At 42.3% G+C, this 17,812-nt stretch carries 6 protein-coding genes; 5 read left to right on the top strand and 1 reads right to left on the bottom strand.

Annotated features, from left to right (window positions below):
* Positions 1–17 precede the first annotated feature (17 nt).
* From B9T38_RS12510 to B9T38_RS12500, 3 genes are read left to right on the top strand one after another with little or no spacing between them, the layout of a single operon-like run.
* Positions 18–6,044 carry an SdrD B-like domain-containing protein gene (locus tag B9T38_RS12510; protein WP_086197119.1) on the top strand — a complete coding sequence of 2,009 codons (6,027 nt, stop codon included), beginning with the start codon at positions 18–20 and terminating at the stop codon, positions 6,042–6,044.
* Between the two features lie 3 nt (positions 6,045–6,047).
* On the top strand, positions 6,048–7,115 hold the full coding sequence (locus B9T38_RS12505) for an OmpA family protein (protein ID WP_086197118.1): 1,068 nt from the start codon (positions 6,048–6,050) through the stop codon (positions 7,113–7,115).
* 23 nt (positions 7,116–7,138) lie between these two features.
* A complete protein-coding gene (locus tag B9T38_RS12500; protein WP_086197117.1) occupies positions 7,139–9,973 on the top strand; it encodes a DUF11 domain-containing protein in 2,835 nt (944 codons plus the stop codon).
* A gap of 251 nt (positions 9,974–10,224) precedes the next feature.
* On the opposite strand, the gene B9T38_RS12495 is transcribed toward B9T38_RS12500, so the two are convergent.
* Positions 10,225–11,973, bottom strand: coding sequence for a hypothetical protein (locus B9T38_RS12495; protein ID WP_086197116.1), 1,749 nt, complete (start codon positions 11,971–11,973; stop codon positions 10,225–10,227).
* Between the two features lie 460 nt (positions 11,974–12,433).
* On the opposite strand from B9T38_RS12495, the gene B9T38_RS12490 reads away from it, so the two are divergent.
* Positions 12,434–13,996: a sensor domain-containing diguanylate cyclase gene (locus B9T38_RS12490; RefSeq protein WP_086197115.1), complete on the top strand. Its 1,563-nt coding sequence runs from the start codon at positions 12,434–12,436 to the stop codon at positions 13,994–13,996.
* Positions 13,997–14,202: 206 nt separating this feature from the next.
* Positions 14,203–17,658, top strand: coding sequence for an MASE3 domain-containing protein (locus B9T38_RS12485; RefSeq protein WP_086197114.1), 3,456 nt, complete (start codon positions 14,203–14,205; stop codon positions 17,656–17,658).
* Positions 17,659–17,812 lie beyond the last annotated feature (154 nt).

Genomic DNA, 17,812 nt, shown 5'->3' with positions numbered 1-17,812 from the left:
TGTTTTGGGGCGTGGCAATGAAAAAAGCAATGAATAAAAAAGTGGAGACGTTATCTTTGTCTGCGCTTGCTTCAGCTTTGTTCTTTGCACAGCAAAGTCATGCGGTAATGCCGGTTGCTGGCCAGATCATCCAGAACATTGCTTATGCAAGTTACCAAGTCAGCGATTTGAATGGTGGACAATTGCTGCAAACGACTCAATCCAATGCGGTAAATGTTGAAATTGCCAAGTTCTATGGTTTCGAGTTATTTCCAGATCAACTTCAACAGGTAGAAGCCGGTTCGAAAGTGATTTGGTTAAACCAGTTGACCAATACCAGTAATACAAATGCATGGTTTGATTTTGAACTCACACAAACTAATTACTTATCAAATTTTAAAATTTACCTCGATGCCAATCAAGATGGGGTATTTGATATTTCAGATACACTGATTGAAAATGGATTACAATTACAACCCAATCAGACCGTTCATGTGTGGGTGGTTGCAGATACGTCATTACAGACACCTGATCAGACCAAGCTCGAACTCCCTTTAGTCGCACAAATTCGTGAAGAGCCACAACTACAAAAAACCGTTAAAGATCCTGTACAAATTATTGAGCCAAAATTAAAAATAGAAAAACAAGTGGACCAAAGCTTGCTCAATGCCAGTCAGCAAGCACAGACCCTGAACTATAGCTTGATCATTTCCAATACCGCTGATCTTGCAGTGACTCCGACAGAGGTAAAGGTTGATGGACAATTACAGTCCCTAGTGATTGTTGAGGATCCTATTCCAGCCAATACCGTTTTTGAAGACATTCAGGTTCTTGAGAAAAATCAGGAGGTTGAAGTTCTACATCGAATTGCAGAAGGGGAATATACGCGTTATTTGCCAAGTGACAAGAATAAAATTGGCTATGCTGTCGTTGCTTATAAAAAACCATTTCAGCCTCAGCAAAAAAGCACAGTCCGCTTGACGGTCAAAACCAATCCAATCCTGAGCTATACCACTTTGCGCAATGAAGCGTATGTGCTACACCGTTCTGCTACAGGCAGTAAAAAAACCCTGTCTAATCGAGTGGAAACCAAAGTTGCAGGCAAGTTGGTCATTGAAAGCACAACCAGTAATTTCGAGAAAGTCGTTGAAACCGGGACGGTGAACGAGCCTATTTATGTCAAAGCAGATGCCGCCATCTGTAATGCCAACCGCTCTGTTTCAGATCAGGTTCGTATTCAACTGGTCTCCAAACTGACGGGCGATATTGTTTATGTCAATGCAGTAGAAAGTGGTGAAAATACCGGCATATTTCAGTTCACCGTGGATACTGAGGAAAAGGCTGAAAAAAACCTCAGCGATCATATTTTACAGACGCTCAAGCGCGATCAGGTCAGTATTCACCTGACCGACTGCTTGGACGAGCAGGGTAAGGTTAGCCAAAATATTGAAGACATCTCAACGGAGATCACCACAGAAGTGCTGATTGATCCCTACGGAGTTGTCTTTGATGCAAAAACAGGCCAGGCGGTCGAGGGTGCAACCGTCACTTTGACAGATGAATTCGGTCAGCCTGTTGCAGATAATGTTGTATTTGAACATGATCGGGTGACTGGTGAACTAAAGCCGTTTCCTGTACGACAGGTTACCTCGTCGACCGGTCAATTTGTTTATCCACATGTCAAGCCGGGCAGCTATAAACTGATGGTGGATACCACCACAATTCCAGGCCGAAAGTATAGTTTTGCCAGCAACCAGGCACTTTATCCGGTGGATTCATTTAATGGCAAGGCTGTGCATCCGGCATGGTCTTATGGTGGCCTGTTTACTTTAACCGCCGCTAGCCCAGCGCTGAATATTGATATACCGATTGATCCGCTACTGGATCAATCGCTATTAATGGTCAAGAAAACCGTACGGGACAGTTCGGTAGAGCTGGGTGATTTCACCAATTACAGCATTACCGTGAGTAATAAGGGTGATCAGCTGGCACATGATGTCAAATTGCAAGATACCTTACCGCGTGGTTTTAGTTATGTGCCAAATAGCATGCGGATTGATGGCAAGCCAGTGGCTGATCCTGAAGGCGGAAAAGGTCCGTATTTAACTTTGGGGTTAGGTGATCTTGCCGTAAATGCGAATGCTAAAATTGAATACCGTGTTCTGGTTGGACCGAATGCTTTAAATGGTGATGGGATTAACCGGGCACGTGCCGTTGATCGTTACGGTCTAAGTTCCAATGAAGCACAGGCCAAAGTGAAAGTTCGCCCAGGTGTATTCAGTGCTGACGCGTTTGTGGTGGGTAAGGTTTATACTGACTGTAACCGCAACGGAATCCAGGACAAAGGTGAATTAGGTGTGCCGGGTGTACGGCTGTACATGGAAGATGGCAGTTATGTGATTACTGACCGTGAAGGCAAATATGATTTCTATGGCGTATCCGCAAAGACCCATGTACTGAAATTAGATCGCACCACTTTGCCGGCAGGTGCTGAATTGATCACCCAGTCTAACCGCAATGCCGGGGACCCTTCTAGCCGTTTTGTCGATGTAAAACGTGGTGAATTACATCGTGCTGATTTCGCAATGGTGGATCAAGCAGGCACATGTTCTGCACCATTAACGGATGTGGTAAAACAGCGTCAAGAAAAAATTAATAGCAGTAATTTAAATCTTGAAAAGGCGATTAACAAGCAACTTTCTATTGATGCGCCGAGCTATCTACAAACCAGTACGCGTTCAGAAAATTCCCAAGGCTGTTTGGCCAGTGAGAATGATCAAAATTGCCTGCTCAATCGTGGGGAATCTGCTCAAGCAAAGCAACCGCAATTACGCATAGATCCAGTTAAACCTCCTGTTTTGGTGAATCTTGAAGAATATTTAAAGCGTAATGATCACAATAGCCTGGAAATATTAAATCTTAAGGAAGGACAGGTTCTCCCTTTTGCCCAAACGACTATTCAAGTCCAGGGTGCAGCAGGCGCGACACAACGTGTTTTAGTCAATGATGTCATTGTGAAAGAAAAGCAGCGCGGTAAATTGGTCATCCTGGATGAGCAGCGTAAGCAAGGGGTTGAATATGTAGGTGTAGCATTAAGCACGGGTAAAAATAGCATCCGTGTGGAGCAATTGGATTTTGCGGGTAATATCCGGGAAAGCCAGCAGATTCAAGTGATTGTTCCAGATGACATTCATGACATCAAGTTAAAAAAACCTCAAGCATCCGTGATGGCAAATGGCCGTGATGTTATGCAACTGGTGGTACAGCTACAAGACAAACAAGGAATAAAAGTCGCTACACGTACCGCACTGACCTTAGACAGTGACATCGGTATGATTGATCTGCAAGATTTGAATCCAAATGAGCCCGGGATTCAAACCTTCATTGATGGCGGCGAGATGATTATACCGATTATTGCACCGAATACTGCTGGACGTGGAAAACTGCGCGTCAGTAGCGGTTTACTTAAACAAGAAATAGATATCCAGTTTGAGGCAGATTTACGTCCTCTGATTGCAGTCGGTTTAATTGAAGGCTCGATTAACTTCAATAATTTTGATAGCAAACAGCTGCATAGTGTTAATCGTAATGATGGCTTTGAAGACGAGTTGAATGAAATTGCCGAGTGGGGTAACGACACCTCGTTGAATGGTCGTGCTGCGATGTTCCTTAAAGGTAAAGTTAAAGGTGATTATCTTTTAACTCTTGCCTATGATTCAAATAAAAGTTCCAAACAACGCCTGTTCCGAGATATTCAACCTGATGAATATTATCCGGTTTATGGTGATGCTGCGGCAAAAGGCTTTGAAGCACAATCGACCAGCAAATTGTATGTCCGTTTAGACAAAGGACGTTCCTATGCCATGTATGGTGACTACGTGACCCGTACAGAGAAAGATGAAGGTTTAGCTTTAGGGCAATATAACCGTTCATTGACAGGGCTTAAAGTGGGGCATGAAGGTGACCAATTCCAATCTTCAGCTTTTGTCGCTAAAACCAAGTCGCGTCAAGTGGTCACTGAAAATCGTGCTCTGGGTATTTCTGGTCCATATAGTCTCGGTTCAATTTCAAATGATCTGATTTTAGAAAACAGTGAAAAAGTTGAAGTGCTGACCCGTGACCGCAATAACCCGGGCCTGATTATTGCAAAACAAACCCTTACCCGTTTTTCTGATTATGAAGTCGATACCTATAGCAACAGCATTTATTTAAAACAAGCAGTCCCGAGTGTAGATAGAGACCTCAATCCAAACTTTATTCGTATTACGGTTGAGGCGGACGAAATTGGTGAAGAATATCAAGTTGGTGGTCTTAGCTTTAGTTATGCGATGAAGCCGCAGCTCAAAATTGGCGGCTCATTTGTTCAAAGTAATGATCCCCTGAAAGAAGAACAAATTGCCAGTTTAAATACTGTGGTGAAACTGGGCCAGTATGCTAAAGTGATTGCCGAAGTGGCACAGTCGAAGAATACGAATTCTACAGCAGATCAAGTGACCCAGATCAATAGCGGTGTAGCTGGCGAGAAGGATGAAGGCATGGCTGCCCGGGTAGAATTTGAATATGCACCAAGTTTTGCCCATGTGCGAGTGTATCACCAGCAAGCAGAAGACGGATTTCAAAATGATGCAGCCACTATTAGTGCAGGACGTAAAGAAAGTGGGATAAAAGTTTCAGCACTGATTGCGAAGCTTGGTTTGGCTCGTATGGAAGCGATTCGTACTGAAGACCAAAACAATAATGGGGTACGTACCGGTGTGTCTGCCAGTCTGGAATGTAATTTCTTTAAAATTCTCGCCGTGGAATTAGGTTTACGTCATTATGACGAAACCAGTACAGCTGCAACTTCGGCAACAGAAAATCAGGGCCCATATAATGGTACTACCGGGCGTATCAAATTTACCGGTAACTTGCCGTGGAAAGGGGCATCAGCCTTTGTCGAGTATGAACAGGATCTCTCCAATTCCGATAAACAGGTTCTCTCTGTAGGCGGGGCAGTTAAAGTCCTGCCAAATACTGAAGTCTATGCCCGTCATGAAGTGATTTCTGCGATTGACGGTTTGTATTCCATGAATACTACGGAAGAAACCAACAGCACGGTATTGGGTATTTCCAGTCAGTATATGAAAGATGCTTCCGCATTTAGTGAATACCGTGTTGCAGATGGCATGAGTAACCGTGAGGCGGAAGCGGCTATGGGTTTACGCAACCGTTGGCAGATTAAGCCGCGTGTATATGTCAGTAGCAGTTTTGAACGAATTCAAAGCCTGTCTAAAAATATTGAAAATAGCGATAATGATTCAACAGCAGCAAGTCTGGGTCTGGAATATTTGGTTCACGACAATTGGAAAGCTATGACGCGTTTAGAGGCACGTCGTTCCGACACTTCCGATACGATGATCAATAGCATTGGTTTTGCCCGTAAGTTGACAGATGATGCCACGATTTTGACCAAAAATACGGTTAATTTTGTCGATAATAAAGACGCCGAGCGCGGTGATCATCTGCGAAACCGTTTCCAGCTGGGTTTGGCATGGCGTGATGATGAGCACAATCAACTGGATGTCCTGTCAAAAATTGAATATTACTATGAGGATAATGCAACTGACCTAGAAGCGGCATTTAAGCGTGAATCCTATGTGTCATCTACACATTTAAACTATCATCCTTATCGCCAGCTGACCTTGTCCGGTCAGTATGCAGCAAAATGGTCCACCTTGGATGAAGACAAAGTTACAAGTTCGGCTTTAACCCAGTTACTCAGTGGTCGGGTCATTTATGATTTGAATGAACGCTGGGATATGAGTGTACAAGCCGGTTCACTTTGGGCAAACCATGGGGCAGGGACACGTTATTTGCTGGGTGCAGAAGTGGGTTATTTGCTGGCAACCAATCTCTGGGTTTCTGCAGGATATAATTTCCTCGGTTATCAGGATGATGAATTAGCCAATACCAGTTCCAGCGGTCAAGGGGCCTATTTAAGATTTAGATTCAAATTTGATGAGGACTTGTTTGGACGCCGTAATCCTGTAGTAAATTCTTCTTTAGAACCGGTGCAGGAGCAATAATTCATGCGATTAAAATCAATGTTTCTGCTCAGCGCCTGTTTATATCCCGTATGCCATTCTGTTGAGGCACAGACCCTGCAGTCCTCTGCTGTTGAAGCCGAAGTGTTAAGCCAGCAGTTACAGCCTTATCAGCAGGTCAGTGATGCTCAAACATGTTATCAGGCCTCTAAAGCACAGATCTGGTTAAGTTATGCGAAAAATGAGTTTTCAGAACGGAGTCTAACGACTGCCGGAATGGAAGCTCTAGCTCAAGGGCGTCAGATTGCAGAAAAATTAGCCCAGAAAAAGCCGCTCAGTTTAACTACGCCTATTTTAACTGTTTCACAAGTCATGCGCCGGGACTTATGGTGGCAGGTGGAATATTTCAAACAAAGCGGGGCATTGGAAAAAGCTCCTGAGCAATTGGCCCATGCAGAAGTGATGCTGGTTTGGGCGGCAGCAGAATATTGCGAACTGGGCTGGCGACATGCGAGAGAACATTTTGATGCTGCTGAACAGGCGCTATACCAGGTGGCTGTCGCAACACGACAGGATCATATTGATACAGTGAAATGGGATGGCCAAGCTTTACCAAGTTTGAAGCAGCTCAATGGGCCGGGCTGCCAAGGGGGCAATTCTGATTACTGGCCATTGAAGGTGTCAGCTCCTATCCAGGACCAGACCAGCAAGCCAGCCTTAACAGAACCTGATCCAAAGATTGAAAATGTGGTGCATTTTGCCGTGGATCGCGCCGATTTAAATGCTGAAGCAAAAGCGGTCCTGGATCACTTAAGCACCTTTTTGCTTGAGTCCCCTGACATCCAGATGACTTTGGTGGGATATACAGATCCGCGAGCCAGCCAAGCCTATAATTTACAACTTTCACAGCGTCGTATTGATGCAGTGCGTGAGTATTTAATTGCACAAGGTGTACAGCAAAGTCGTATGTCTGAGCAAGCCAAAGGGAAGTTAGCCTTGATTCAAGATGTAGAGCAAAAGATTGCGCATGCTAAAAGCCGTCGGGTGGTAATTCAATTTGATAATGAAGTGCATGTACAGCCACAGTGGCAAGATTTGCAGCTTGAACCATAATTAAAGATAGCAGGGATAGAATCATGGAAAAATCTATTTGGCGTAATATTCTGGCTACTTGTTTTATGGTATATAGTGTAGCTACAGAAGCTGCTGATATAAACTTACCGAAAAATAATCAAAGAATTCAGCGTAGTTTCATAAATATGGATTTACAGAAACCCACTCTTACAGCGAACTATGAGTTGCTGGATGCAAATCCTACTTTAGTGGGCACCTCGAAATATATACCCGGCTGGAGAACTACGCATAAAAGATATTCAGGTAAAGAATATCCAATGGAGTTTTGGAAAGGTGGAGGCCCTGATGGAATTAGTAATAATCCAAACGTAACTAATAATGCCACTAACCAGTACATTGAGTTAAATGCCGAAGAAGCTTCAAATATTTATCAAAGTATATGTTTATTACCAGACGATAGTTTTACCTGGAGTTTTGATCATGCAACCCGTAGTGTTGCATCAGAACAAGCTGAATTCTATATTGGTAAGGTAAATGGTAGAACAGTTTCTAAAGTCATGTCTATTGGTTTGAGTCCTACTCATACGACCACAAAAACATGGGCCAATACTGGGAAAAAAATTTTTTCGTTAGCAGGAGTTATTGCGCAGGCTGGTAAATACGAGTTTATTTTTGAAGCCCGTACCTATAATAATATTACATATGGAAACTTTATTGATAACGTTAATGTTCAATTAAGACCGGCAATTGAGTTTTCTGCCTCATCAGGTGTTGTATTGGAAAGTGATATTGGCAAGACACATTCTGTTGATTTCAATATTGTTGGTAATGTAAAACAAGATTTAACTGTTAAGTTTATAATAGATAATTCTTCTATTTCAAATGCTGCAATTTTAGGAAAAGATTATGAACTGTATCAGGTGAATTTAATTAATGGAACTGAACAATTAACTCCTATTACGGTAAATAGTATCAATGGTAATTATTCTTTTGATTATGTTATAAAATATAATCCATTACTGGACTATGATAATGGAGTCGTTGTTAAAGGTTTAGTAATTAAAGTAAAAAATAATGAAATAATAGATGGGGATAAAGTTATTCCTTTTGGTTTAGATAGTATTCAATCAGGAGGAGCTGTAATTACTAGTACTGGAGAGTTATGTGGAAATACTCCAGTTTCGAGTTTTAATTATCTAATTCAAGATGATGATACTGATTTAAGTATTACTAAAACCTTGAATGAGAAAGCACCGTTGCCGGAAGACACTGTTTCTTATGATTTAATTCTGGAAAATAAAGCTAGGGGCATCGCATCAAATGTCATTCTAAAAGATGTATTAATTTCTAATTTAATCAAAAATTCAACAACCCAACTGACTTGTACTGCAATTGAAAATGAAGGAACAACAGCAACATGTCCTGCATTTACTTCTGCAACTGATGCAGCAAGTCAATTATTTTCTACTGCAGGTTTAGCTTTGGGCAATGTACCAGGAAAAGCAAAGTTTAAGTTCACTTTGTCTAATTTAAAAGTCAGTGCGAGTGATACTGGAACTGGTGAAAATAAAGGGTATGTTGCGAATCAGGCTGAAGTCAGCACGACATCAAATGATATTAACCTTGACAATAATAATGCGATCGCTAAAAACCTGTATGCTGCAAAAAATGATTTATTGAATACGGATGCTAGCAAAACCGGAACAGGTCTATTTGTGATTGACAATAATGGTCAGCCACTCTGGACCAAATCCAGCCAGGAAAATAAGGCTTATTTTCCTTTAAGCATTAAAAATGAAGCGACCTTGGCACAGGACTATCAACTGTATGCCTCTAGTACTGCAATTGCTCCAACACTCAGTACTGGCAGCTATTCAACATTAGTCAAGAGTGGCATCAATTCTTTTACCTCCGGCCTGAAAATCGAATTTTATAAGGCGGATGAGGCTCAATGTAAAATGGGTTTAAACACTCAGCAAATTACCCAACTGAATGTTGCAGCAAATACCGTAGCACAAGTCTGCGCCGTGGTTACCGTCTCCCCATCTGTGACAGCGACCACCAATATCTGGTTCGCAATTGAATCACTGCAATCAGGGTTGGGTGACGTTATTTTAGATGCTGTGATTCCTCCAGCTCAAAAACGGCTGCTCGAACTGACCAATGACCAGAGTGCACAGGTAGGTGTTGGCGGTACATACGTATTCTTGCATCGTTTGACCAACTATGGCGTAGCAGATGAAACCAAAGTTAAAGTCAGTCTGAATGCCGTGAATGGCAAAGATGGTTTTTTATATACATTATTTGTCGATAAAAATGGTAATGATATGCTGGATGCGACCGATACATTGCTATCCGATCTAGAAACAGAGTTAAGCCATATTATTCGACCAAACCAATCCGTCACTTTATTAATAAAGGCTGAAGCACCTGCTACTGCGACGAATGGTATGAACAGCCAGGTAAAATTGATTGTTAAACCAGATAATACAGGAAAAGAAATAGCATTAGTTGATCTGATGAATACCGATTTAATTACGGTTAGCCCAAACCAATTAAAAATTCTTAAATCGCAGCTGAAAGTTGAAAATTGCGATATGCCAGATAAGTCAGCAGTTATGAACGCAACCTATACGGTACAAAATGAAAACTTGAAGCCAAATCAATGTTTAATTTATCGTATCTTGGTGAAAAATATGGGTAATGCGCCGTTAAGCAATGTGGTCATTAACGATATGTACCCCGCTTATACTCAGCCCTGGAAATCAGGGACAGTTTTACCTATGACCAGCAGTGGTGAAGCGGTTGAAGATAATGCGAGCAGGGTAAAAACCACCTTTGTTGAATTGTTGCCCCAGCAACAAGAATCACTATATTTTGGCATTAAGCTAAACTAATGTCTAAGCTTACCCTACATATGGGAGGTGCTGATTGTCGATTCATGGGCTTTCTTATGATAAAACGCATCGAGATCAAAAGAACCTATCCACGTTAGCGTTCTAACTAATAATTATTTCAAAAAATAAGAGTTGATAAATCAGCTCTTATTTTCAACTACTTATTTAATTAAGACAATTGAGCAGCACTAAAATCAACTCTTAAATCAGCTTGTTGATTTACCTTCCTCTTGATAGTTCACAACCTTGCCTTAGGTCTTTTGTGACAATTTCCAACTCTTTGCAGAGAGCAAAAAATCATAGTTTAATGCCATGAGGATGCTCTGCATATTAAAGTTATTGCGGTCTTCAGGTAACTGTAACAGAAGCGGTAAACGTGTTACGCCATTTTCACCATTAGCAAAGGCATAATGCCGTACTTTAGAGTCAATCACCGAAATTAAATTCTTCGCTTCCAGATAAACACTCTCTTGAGAGGCCTGTTTTTGAATAGCAATAATTCTAATATAGCAACGATCTCGAACCTCGATCAGATTCTGTTTTAATTCATTGATCTTCAATTCATGATTTTCAGATTTTTTAAACAGCCGTTTAAGAAAACTGCTATTTTCGGCATTTTGCATTTCGCGTTCTAACTGGCGTATGTGCTGCTGGATCTGGCGTGTTTGTTCCATCGCGCTATTGAGCAGTTCCCTAATTTCCTGAGTGGGGGCTGAAACTGCTCGTAGCTGTTGCTGATACTGAAATTCATCGTGAAAGATCATAAAGATTTGGGCACGACGTTGTTCCAGTAATTTTAAATAGGCAATTAAGCGATATTTGAACAGACGTGCATGCTGATTAAACTGTAGCATCGGTTGCTGCGATAAAATTTCCAGTTGATGCAGAAACTCATTAATTAACCTTGAAATATTTAAATAGCAATATTCTAGTTCATCGGTATGTTGCACACTGTTTTTTAAACCTTTTAGAAAGGGTTCAAGAATATTTAAGGATAAATCTTTTTCTAAGATTTCCAGATGCTCTTTCACCAGGTGGTCGATAGAAAAACTTTGAATATTTAAAATTTCTTTTAAACTTGGGATGAGATTTTGCTGATTATATTCATGCAGGGATTCAATCAGTTCCACAATATGCGGATTCATTTTGCGCTGAATACCAATGATTCGGTTCATCAGCTGTTTAAAATTTGCAAAATAATCCGCTTGATCCAGCTGTTGCGGGTCAAGAACCAAACCACTGATATAGAATCGATCCTCTTTACCAAAGTTTTCTTCGGTTAAAAAACGGCGAATTGAATAGGCAGAAACTGAACTGTCGTAGGTGCTGCTCAGGACAAAATAATATTGAAAGGTTTTGATAATTTCAAAGTCGCGAACGCGTTGTTGCTGAATAAAATAATCCTGAAAAATTGCCAGTTCCTGTTCTGCATATTCACTCGGCAAAATATGGGCAAACCAGCTTCCCAGAATTTCACTTTTCATAAAAATTTCAAAGATAAAAGTTCGAACCTGCTCAATATCCAAATGCCGGTGATTTTCAGAAACCGTAAAATCTAAGTCCCGAATAATCAGGGCAGCATCATACAGAAAGGCTTTTTTGATCAGTTGCTGTGCCTGAATGTCTGCTGAATGTTCCAGATCAATCTGGTTAATTTCACGCACAATACTTTCTAGGTAATCGGCAATTTGAAAGTCGGTTTGATAGCCTTGCAGATAGCTGAATGTACTCTTTATTCTGTGCGCGAGTTGCAGTAATTCGGCGTTGTGCGTATCAAGCTGAAGATTTGTTAGGTTAGTATGACCTTTAAACTCAAAGGTCTGGTTTAGGTAATTCCATGCGATATTCTTGGCTTTCAGGTACTGGTCTTCTATTTTCTGATGCAATGCCTGCGGCGTCGTCGATAGGATGGACTGTAGTTGTTGTTGCCAATGCTTATCGAGAATAGGATCAATTTGTTTTAACTTTACCCGCAGCTGATAAGGAATATATGTTTGCATGGAAATCCAAAAACCTTGTAATAAGTTCAAACTTTTAGGGAAAATAAGTCGTGTGATTTATATCACAAATATAAGTCTTAACTGGGAATATAGCATAAAAAAAATCGATATCGGCGGTGTTCATTGCTGGTTAAATGATCTGAACCTGTGCTGAGCGTAAAAATGCAGGAACCCCGCGACTCCAAGTAATCTGGTACCCTGCATGTTCAGGCCATTTTCCTGGAATCATCAGTTCAGGCAGAAACAGCGATGAATGCCCAAAGCATACTTCGCAAGCATTGACTCCCTTCTGTACTACAGTGGCAGTGCATTCGTTGAACGCTCGGTAAAACAAATAAGGCCGGAAAAATTGACGGTCATTTCTGGGTGATTTGACTCACGTCGATGTTATTGAAATAAACCGTGTTTTTTTATTATTTTGTGATATAAGTATCATAAATAATGACTTGGAACTGCCCTATTGAAACAGGTTTTACTGGCGCCTCGTTTAAATCTGCGCAGCTTAATATTACTTTTAACAGTTTTAAGCGTGACCTGTCTGTTCGTCTTTGCTTTATTTTTTGTTAACTATACAGTGAAAGAGCGCCTGATCGATAACTCTCTGGCCTTGAATGCTGAATATTCCTCTAGGATTGCTGCCCATACCAACTATCAGTTTGAAGAAATCTTAAAAAATTTACGCTTTAGTGCCAAGCTGCTCGGTCAAGATTTTGCTAGTGCCAGCCTGCGAAATAGTGAAACGGCACGCCTGAAAAGCCAGTCCGGACATTTCAACAGTGTTTTTCTGGTTGACCGGGAAGGGCATATCATTTCATTTTTCCCGACCAGCTTAAAGATTGATTCTAAACAGATCCATAAAACCCTTGGCATCACCGAGTCGCTCAAACGCAAGCAAACTTATATTTCTTCTCCCTACTGGTCATCAACCAAAAGACTGATCGTGATTATTTCTGAACCAGTCTTCGATACCCAGGGGCAATACTTGGGCTTTATCGCCGGTACGATTTATCTGCAAAGCAAGAATCTGGTCAGTGAAATGCTGGCCTCCAAATATGGTTACAAGAAAAATTATACTTATGTTATGGATGACCAAAAACGCATCATTTTTCATGCCGATACTCGGAAAATTGGCCAGAAAGTCCAGGTCAGTGATGGCTTAACCCCGATGCTTCAGCAACAAGATGGTGCTTTTCGTCTGATGAACGGCCAAGGTATAGAGAGTCTGATCGGTTTTTCACATATTCCCAGTGTGAACTGGATTGTGGTATCGCAGCAGCCGATTGACGAGCTGTTTGCTCAAGCCAACAGTATCATTATCAGCGTATCCATCGGGATTACCCTGTTCTATTTCTTCATTTTCTTTGTGGTCTGGCGTTTATCGGGTTTGATTGCACTACCTTTAAACCATTTGGCGAAAATGGCTAGTATGCTCAATCAGCCTGAGATTCAGGAAAAAATTAACAGAATTGACCCTGTATATTTTGAGGTTAATCAGTTCAAAAATTCCCTGATGCTAAGTTCTCAGAATTTTAAGGAAAAAATTGATGAGCTGAATCAGTCGGTGAATACCGATCCGTTGACCGGTTTATATAATCGCCGAGGGATGAAGCTGTTTCTTGAAAAATTTGTGCGTGTGCGTACCGAATTTGCGGTGTTGGCAGTGGATATCGATTTTTTTAAAAAGGTAAATGACAGCTATGGCCATGACAAAGGCGATATTGTCTTACAAAGATTGGCCAGACTGATGAAATATCATTTTCGTGACAATGACATTTGCTGCCGTTCAGGGGGAGAGGAGTTTATTATTTTAATGGCTGCTTCAGACCCGATCACCGTTTTTCAGGCGGCAGAACGACTACGAAAGGCAGTTGAAATCACTGAAATCGAGGAAATTGGCATCGTCACCATTTCAATTGGCATTGCTTATTGGCCGCATAGTTCTAAGGATGTGGAAGAGGTACTGAAAATGGCAGATCAGCAGCTGTATCAGGCCAAGCGTGAGGGACGTAACTGCACGCGTTAATTTCAGGTATCTAACTGATGCAAACACGACGGAGAGAGTTAAGGTATTTGATATATAAGATTAGCTGTAGACAGCTCTCATGGAAGGTATTCACGGATTATTTACACCAGCCTAATGTTATAATAAACATGTGAATTTTCAGACAATACAAAATTTTAAACAATGCTATGACATAAGGCCATTTTCGAACTTTATTGGGGAACTTTATGCCTAAATCATCTCGTGACTTATTTTCACCGGATGTATTCGACCTTAAGTCGTTTATTTCTCCTTATATGATGATCATTCCTCCGACGATTTTTGCCTTGCTGATCTGGTGGACCAATCAAAGTTTTGGTTTCGTCTTTACCCATACCATCGCGGAACTGATTTCCATCATTATCGCGCTTACAGCACTGATAGTGACTGTGGTATCGCGGCATTTTACTAAAAATTATTTTGTAGTTTTCATTGCGATTGCCATTGGCTGGTGTGGATTTATTGATCTGTTCCATACTCTGCTATACAAAGGCATGCAGATTCTTCCGGTGGACAGCGCCAATCAGGCCACACAATTATGGGTTGGCGCTCGATTATTGCAGGCCTTGGCCATGCTTGCCGCACCGTTTATGTTGACACGCGCGATCAAGCCTATCCCGTTGAACCTGTTTTTTGGTTTAGTCAGTGTCGGGATTGTGATGGCAGTCATGTTGGGTTTTTTCCCCACCGCCTTTGTTGATGGGCAAGGCCTGACTCCTTTTAAAATTTACAGTGAATATCTGATTATTGCGGTGCTGGCAATGGCGCAGATACTAGTCTGGCGCCGCCGCGAATATTTATCGGCCCAACTGACGTTTGGGGTCAGCCTTTCCATGCTGACCATGATGGCCTCTGAATTTGCTTTTACTCAATATGTATCCGTATATGCAGATGCCAATCTGCTGGGGCATATTCTGAAAGTCTATTCCTACTGGTTTATCTATCTGGCACTGGTCGAGTCGACCATCAAAGAGCCTTTTAGCATGCTCTCTAAAGCTGCTAGCACCTATGACACCATTCCTGATCCGACCTATATTGTGAATTCAGACCAAACCATTCAGCAGGTGAATTTGGCGGCAGCCCGGCTACACGGTATTGCTGCGGCACAATTGACCGGACGTTCCGTGCATGAGCTGGTACATGATCCTCGGGTAAAGGCCGAAGATTGTCTAGTGTGTTCTAGACTGCAGCAAACACCGCAAGAGTTTTTAATCCAGCTAAACCTGCCGGACCAAAAAACAGTTGAATGTCATCTCGCACCATTTGCGGAACGCTTGGGCAAAAAAACGGTCTGGGTCATGGTGGTGCACGATATTACAGACCGCCAGTTTTTACTGCAGGATGTACAAAAACGGGTAAAAGAAGTGCGTTGTCTGAACCAGATCAACCAACTCTGCAACCACACGCATCTCGACATGACCGAGCTGTTGCCCAAAGTCATGCAGACGATTCCTTCCGGCTTTTCTTCGCCGGAGCGAGTTCATCTTCAGATTGACAGTGACTGGGGTGTTTTTGGCACAGTACCTCCTACTCAGACGCCTTGTTTGCAATCGATCTTTGCCAATGACACTCAACAATTCGGAACCTTAAGCGTCTGGTATGATCCGGCACAGGATGCGACCGCTTTTCTGGATGAAGAACAGAGTTTAATCGATCATATCACCAGTCAGATCACCGATGTTTATATCCGGTTACAGTCCCAGGGGCGGGTAGCACGTTTAACCTATCTGTACCAGCTGCTCAGTGAAACCAACCGGGTGATTGTGCATAGTCAGAACCAGCAACAGTTGCTGACTGAGTTGCAGCAGGTACTGCTGAAGCTCGGTAGTTTTGCCAAAATTCTGATTGCGTTGAAAGTTGATGATCAGGCGGACAGTCCACTGGTGATTCAGTTCCATCATAATATTAGCGCCAACATTTTGCCCACTTTACAGACTGCCTTGCAGCAGGATCAGAATACTCCGTTGAATCATCTGAAAAATACTAGCCCAGAGGTGGATGTTTATACTTATGCCCTAGTCAATGATCCTGATGAGAGTGTTTCCCCAGAATACCGAATCTGGATACATTATTTAAAACAGGAACAAATTTGCCAGGCAGCTTTGACTCCATTACTGTTTCAAGGCCATTTCTGTGGGCTAGTCGCGTTGTACACCACCGGTCAGGTGGAATTTGATGAGGAGCAAATTCAGCTGCTGAAGAGTCTTTCCCGAGATATTTCATTTGCACTGGAGCGTTTTTCGGCAGAGCAGCAACTTCAGAGCGCCGAAACCTATTCAGAACAAATGGAACAGCGTTTCCAGCAGGTGTTTTTACAGTCGCCGGTACCGATGCAAATTATTTCCATACAGGATGAGCGCATTCTTGCAGTCAATTTAGCCTACGAAAAATGGCTGGGATATAGCTTGGCCGATTTTCAAAATAGGGAAGCCTGGCTAAAAAAGGTGGCACCTGATGCAGAACAAAGACAGGTGATGCAGCAGAATTGGAAAGATGCCTTGCAACTGGCCAAAGATGGCGAACAGGTGCAATTTCCTGAAATCACTTTTTTGGCAAAAGATGGCAGTCCGCGTATTGCACAGCGTACACTAGCGGTTGTAGGTAATGATGTGATTGTGGCTTGGAACGATGTTACTGTTATCCGGAAAACTGAACAGGAATTACGAGACAGCGAGCAGCGTTTCCGTGGCATGGTGGAACAAACCGTGGTCGGGATGTATGTACTGCGCGACAATCAGTATTTATACGTAAACCCGAGTTATGCCGAGATGCTGGGTAGGTCTACTACAGAGCTTACGGGACATAATATCCTGGAGTTTACTGATCCGACAACAGACACGCTGGCGTTGATTCACCAGGCTGAGGATAAGGCACAGCCGGCAGAGCATTTCAGTATGCCATCTATCGTTCCGTTCCGACATCGAAATGGTCAGATCCGGGAATTTTCTTTGCATAGCCGTCACATTACTTGGGACGATGGCTTGCCTGCCGAAATTGTTATGGCACAGGACATTACCGAGCAAAAGCAGGCACAGGACCAGATTGCCCGGCAGCTGGAACAGCTGGAGGCCACCATGTATGGCACCTTGCAGGCTGTATCGATCATGGTGGAATTGCGCGATCCTTATACTGCAGGGCATGAACGCCGTGTCGGTTTGATTGCCAGTGCGATTGCCAAAGAAATGGGCTGGGATGAAAAACGCTGTCTGCAGATGGAAGAAATTGGACTGGTACATGACATTGGTAAAATTTCTATTCCTTCCGAGATTCTGACCAAACCTTCTCGTCTGACTCATCTGGAAATGGAAATGATGAAAGGCCATGCACAAGCCGGTTATGAAATTCTTAAGGATGTTCCTTTCAATATTCCGATTGCTGAAATCATTGGCCAGCATCACGAACGGATGGATGGTACCGGTTATCCTAAAGGATTAAAAGGTGATGAGATCCATCCTGAGGCCCGTATTCTGACCGTGGCAGACGTGATTGAGTCAATGGCTTCGCATCGTCCTTATCGTGCGGCTTTGGGGGGTGAGGTGGCCCTGGCAGAAATCTTACGTGGACGCGGGACGATTTATGATACGGAAGTTTGTGATGCAGCAGTACGTTTAATTAAGGAAAAGGGATATGTCCTGCCAAGTTAAACAGGCTTGAAGACCAGCTGAATAGCAGCCAAAAAGTTATTCACTCTTTGAGTTTAATGGGAATTGGGAAGACCGATATTTTCGAATGCTTTAAATTGAAGTATTAAGGTGTGTTCAGAATTAGGTCAATAAAACTATTCCGTTTATAGTTTCG

It is taken from the genome of Acinetobacter sp. ANC 4218 (assembly GCF_002135245.1).
In the GTDB taxonomy this organism is placed as follows: Bacteria; Pseudomonadota; Gammaproteobacteria; order Pseudomonadales; family Moraxellaceae; genus Acinetobacter.
This window is presented reverse-complemented; position numbering and strand designations above follow the sequence as displayed.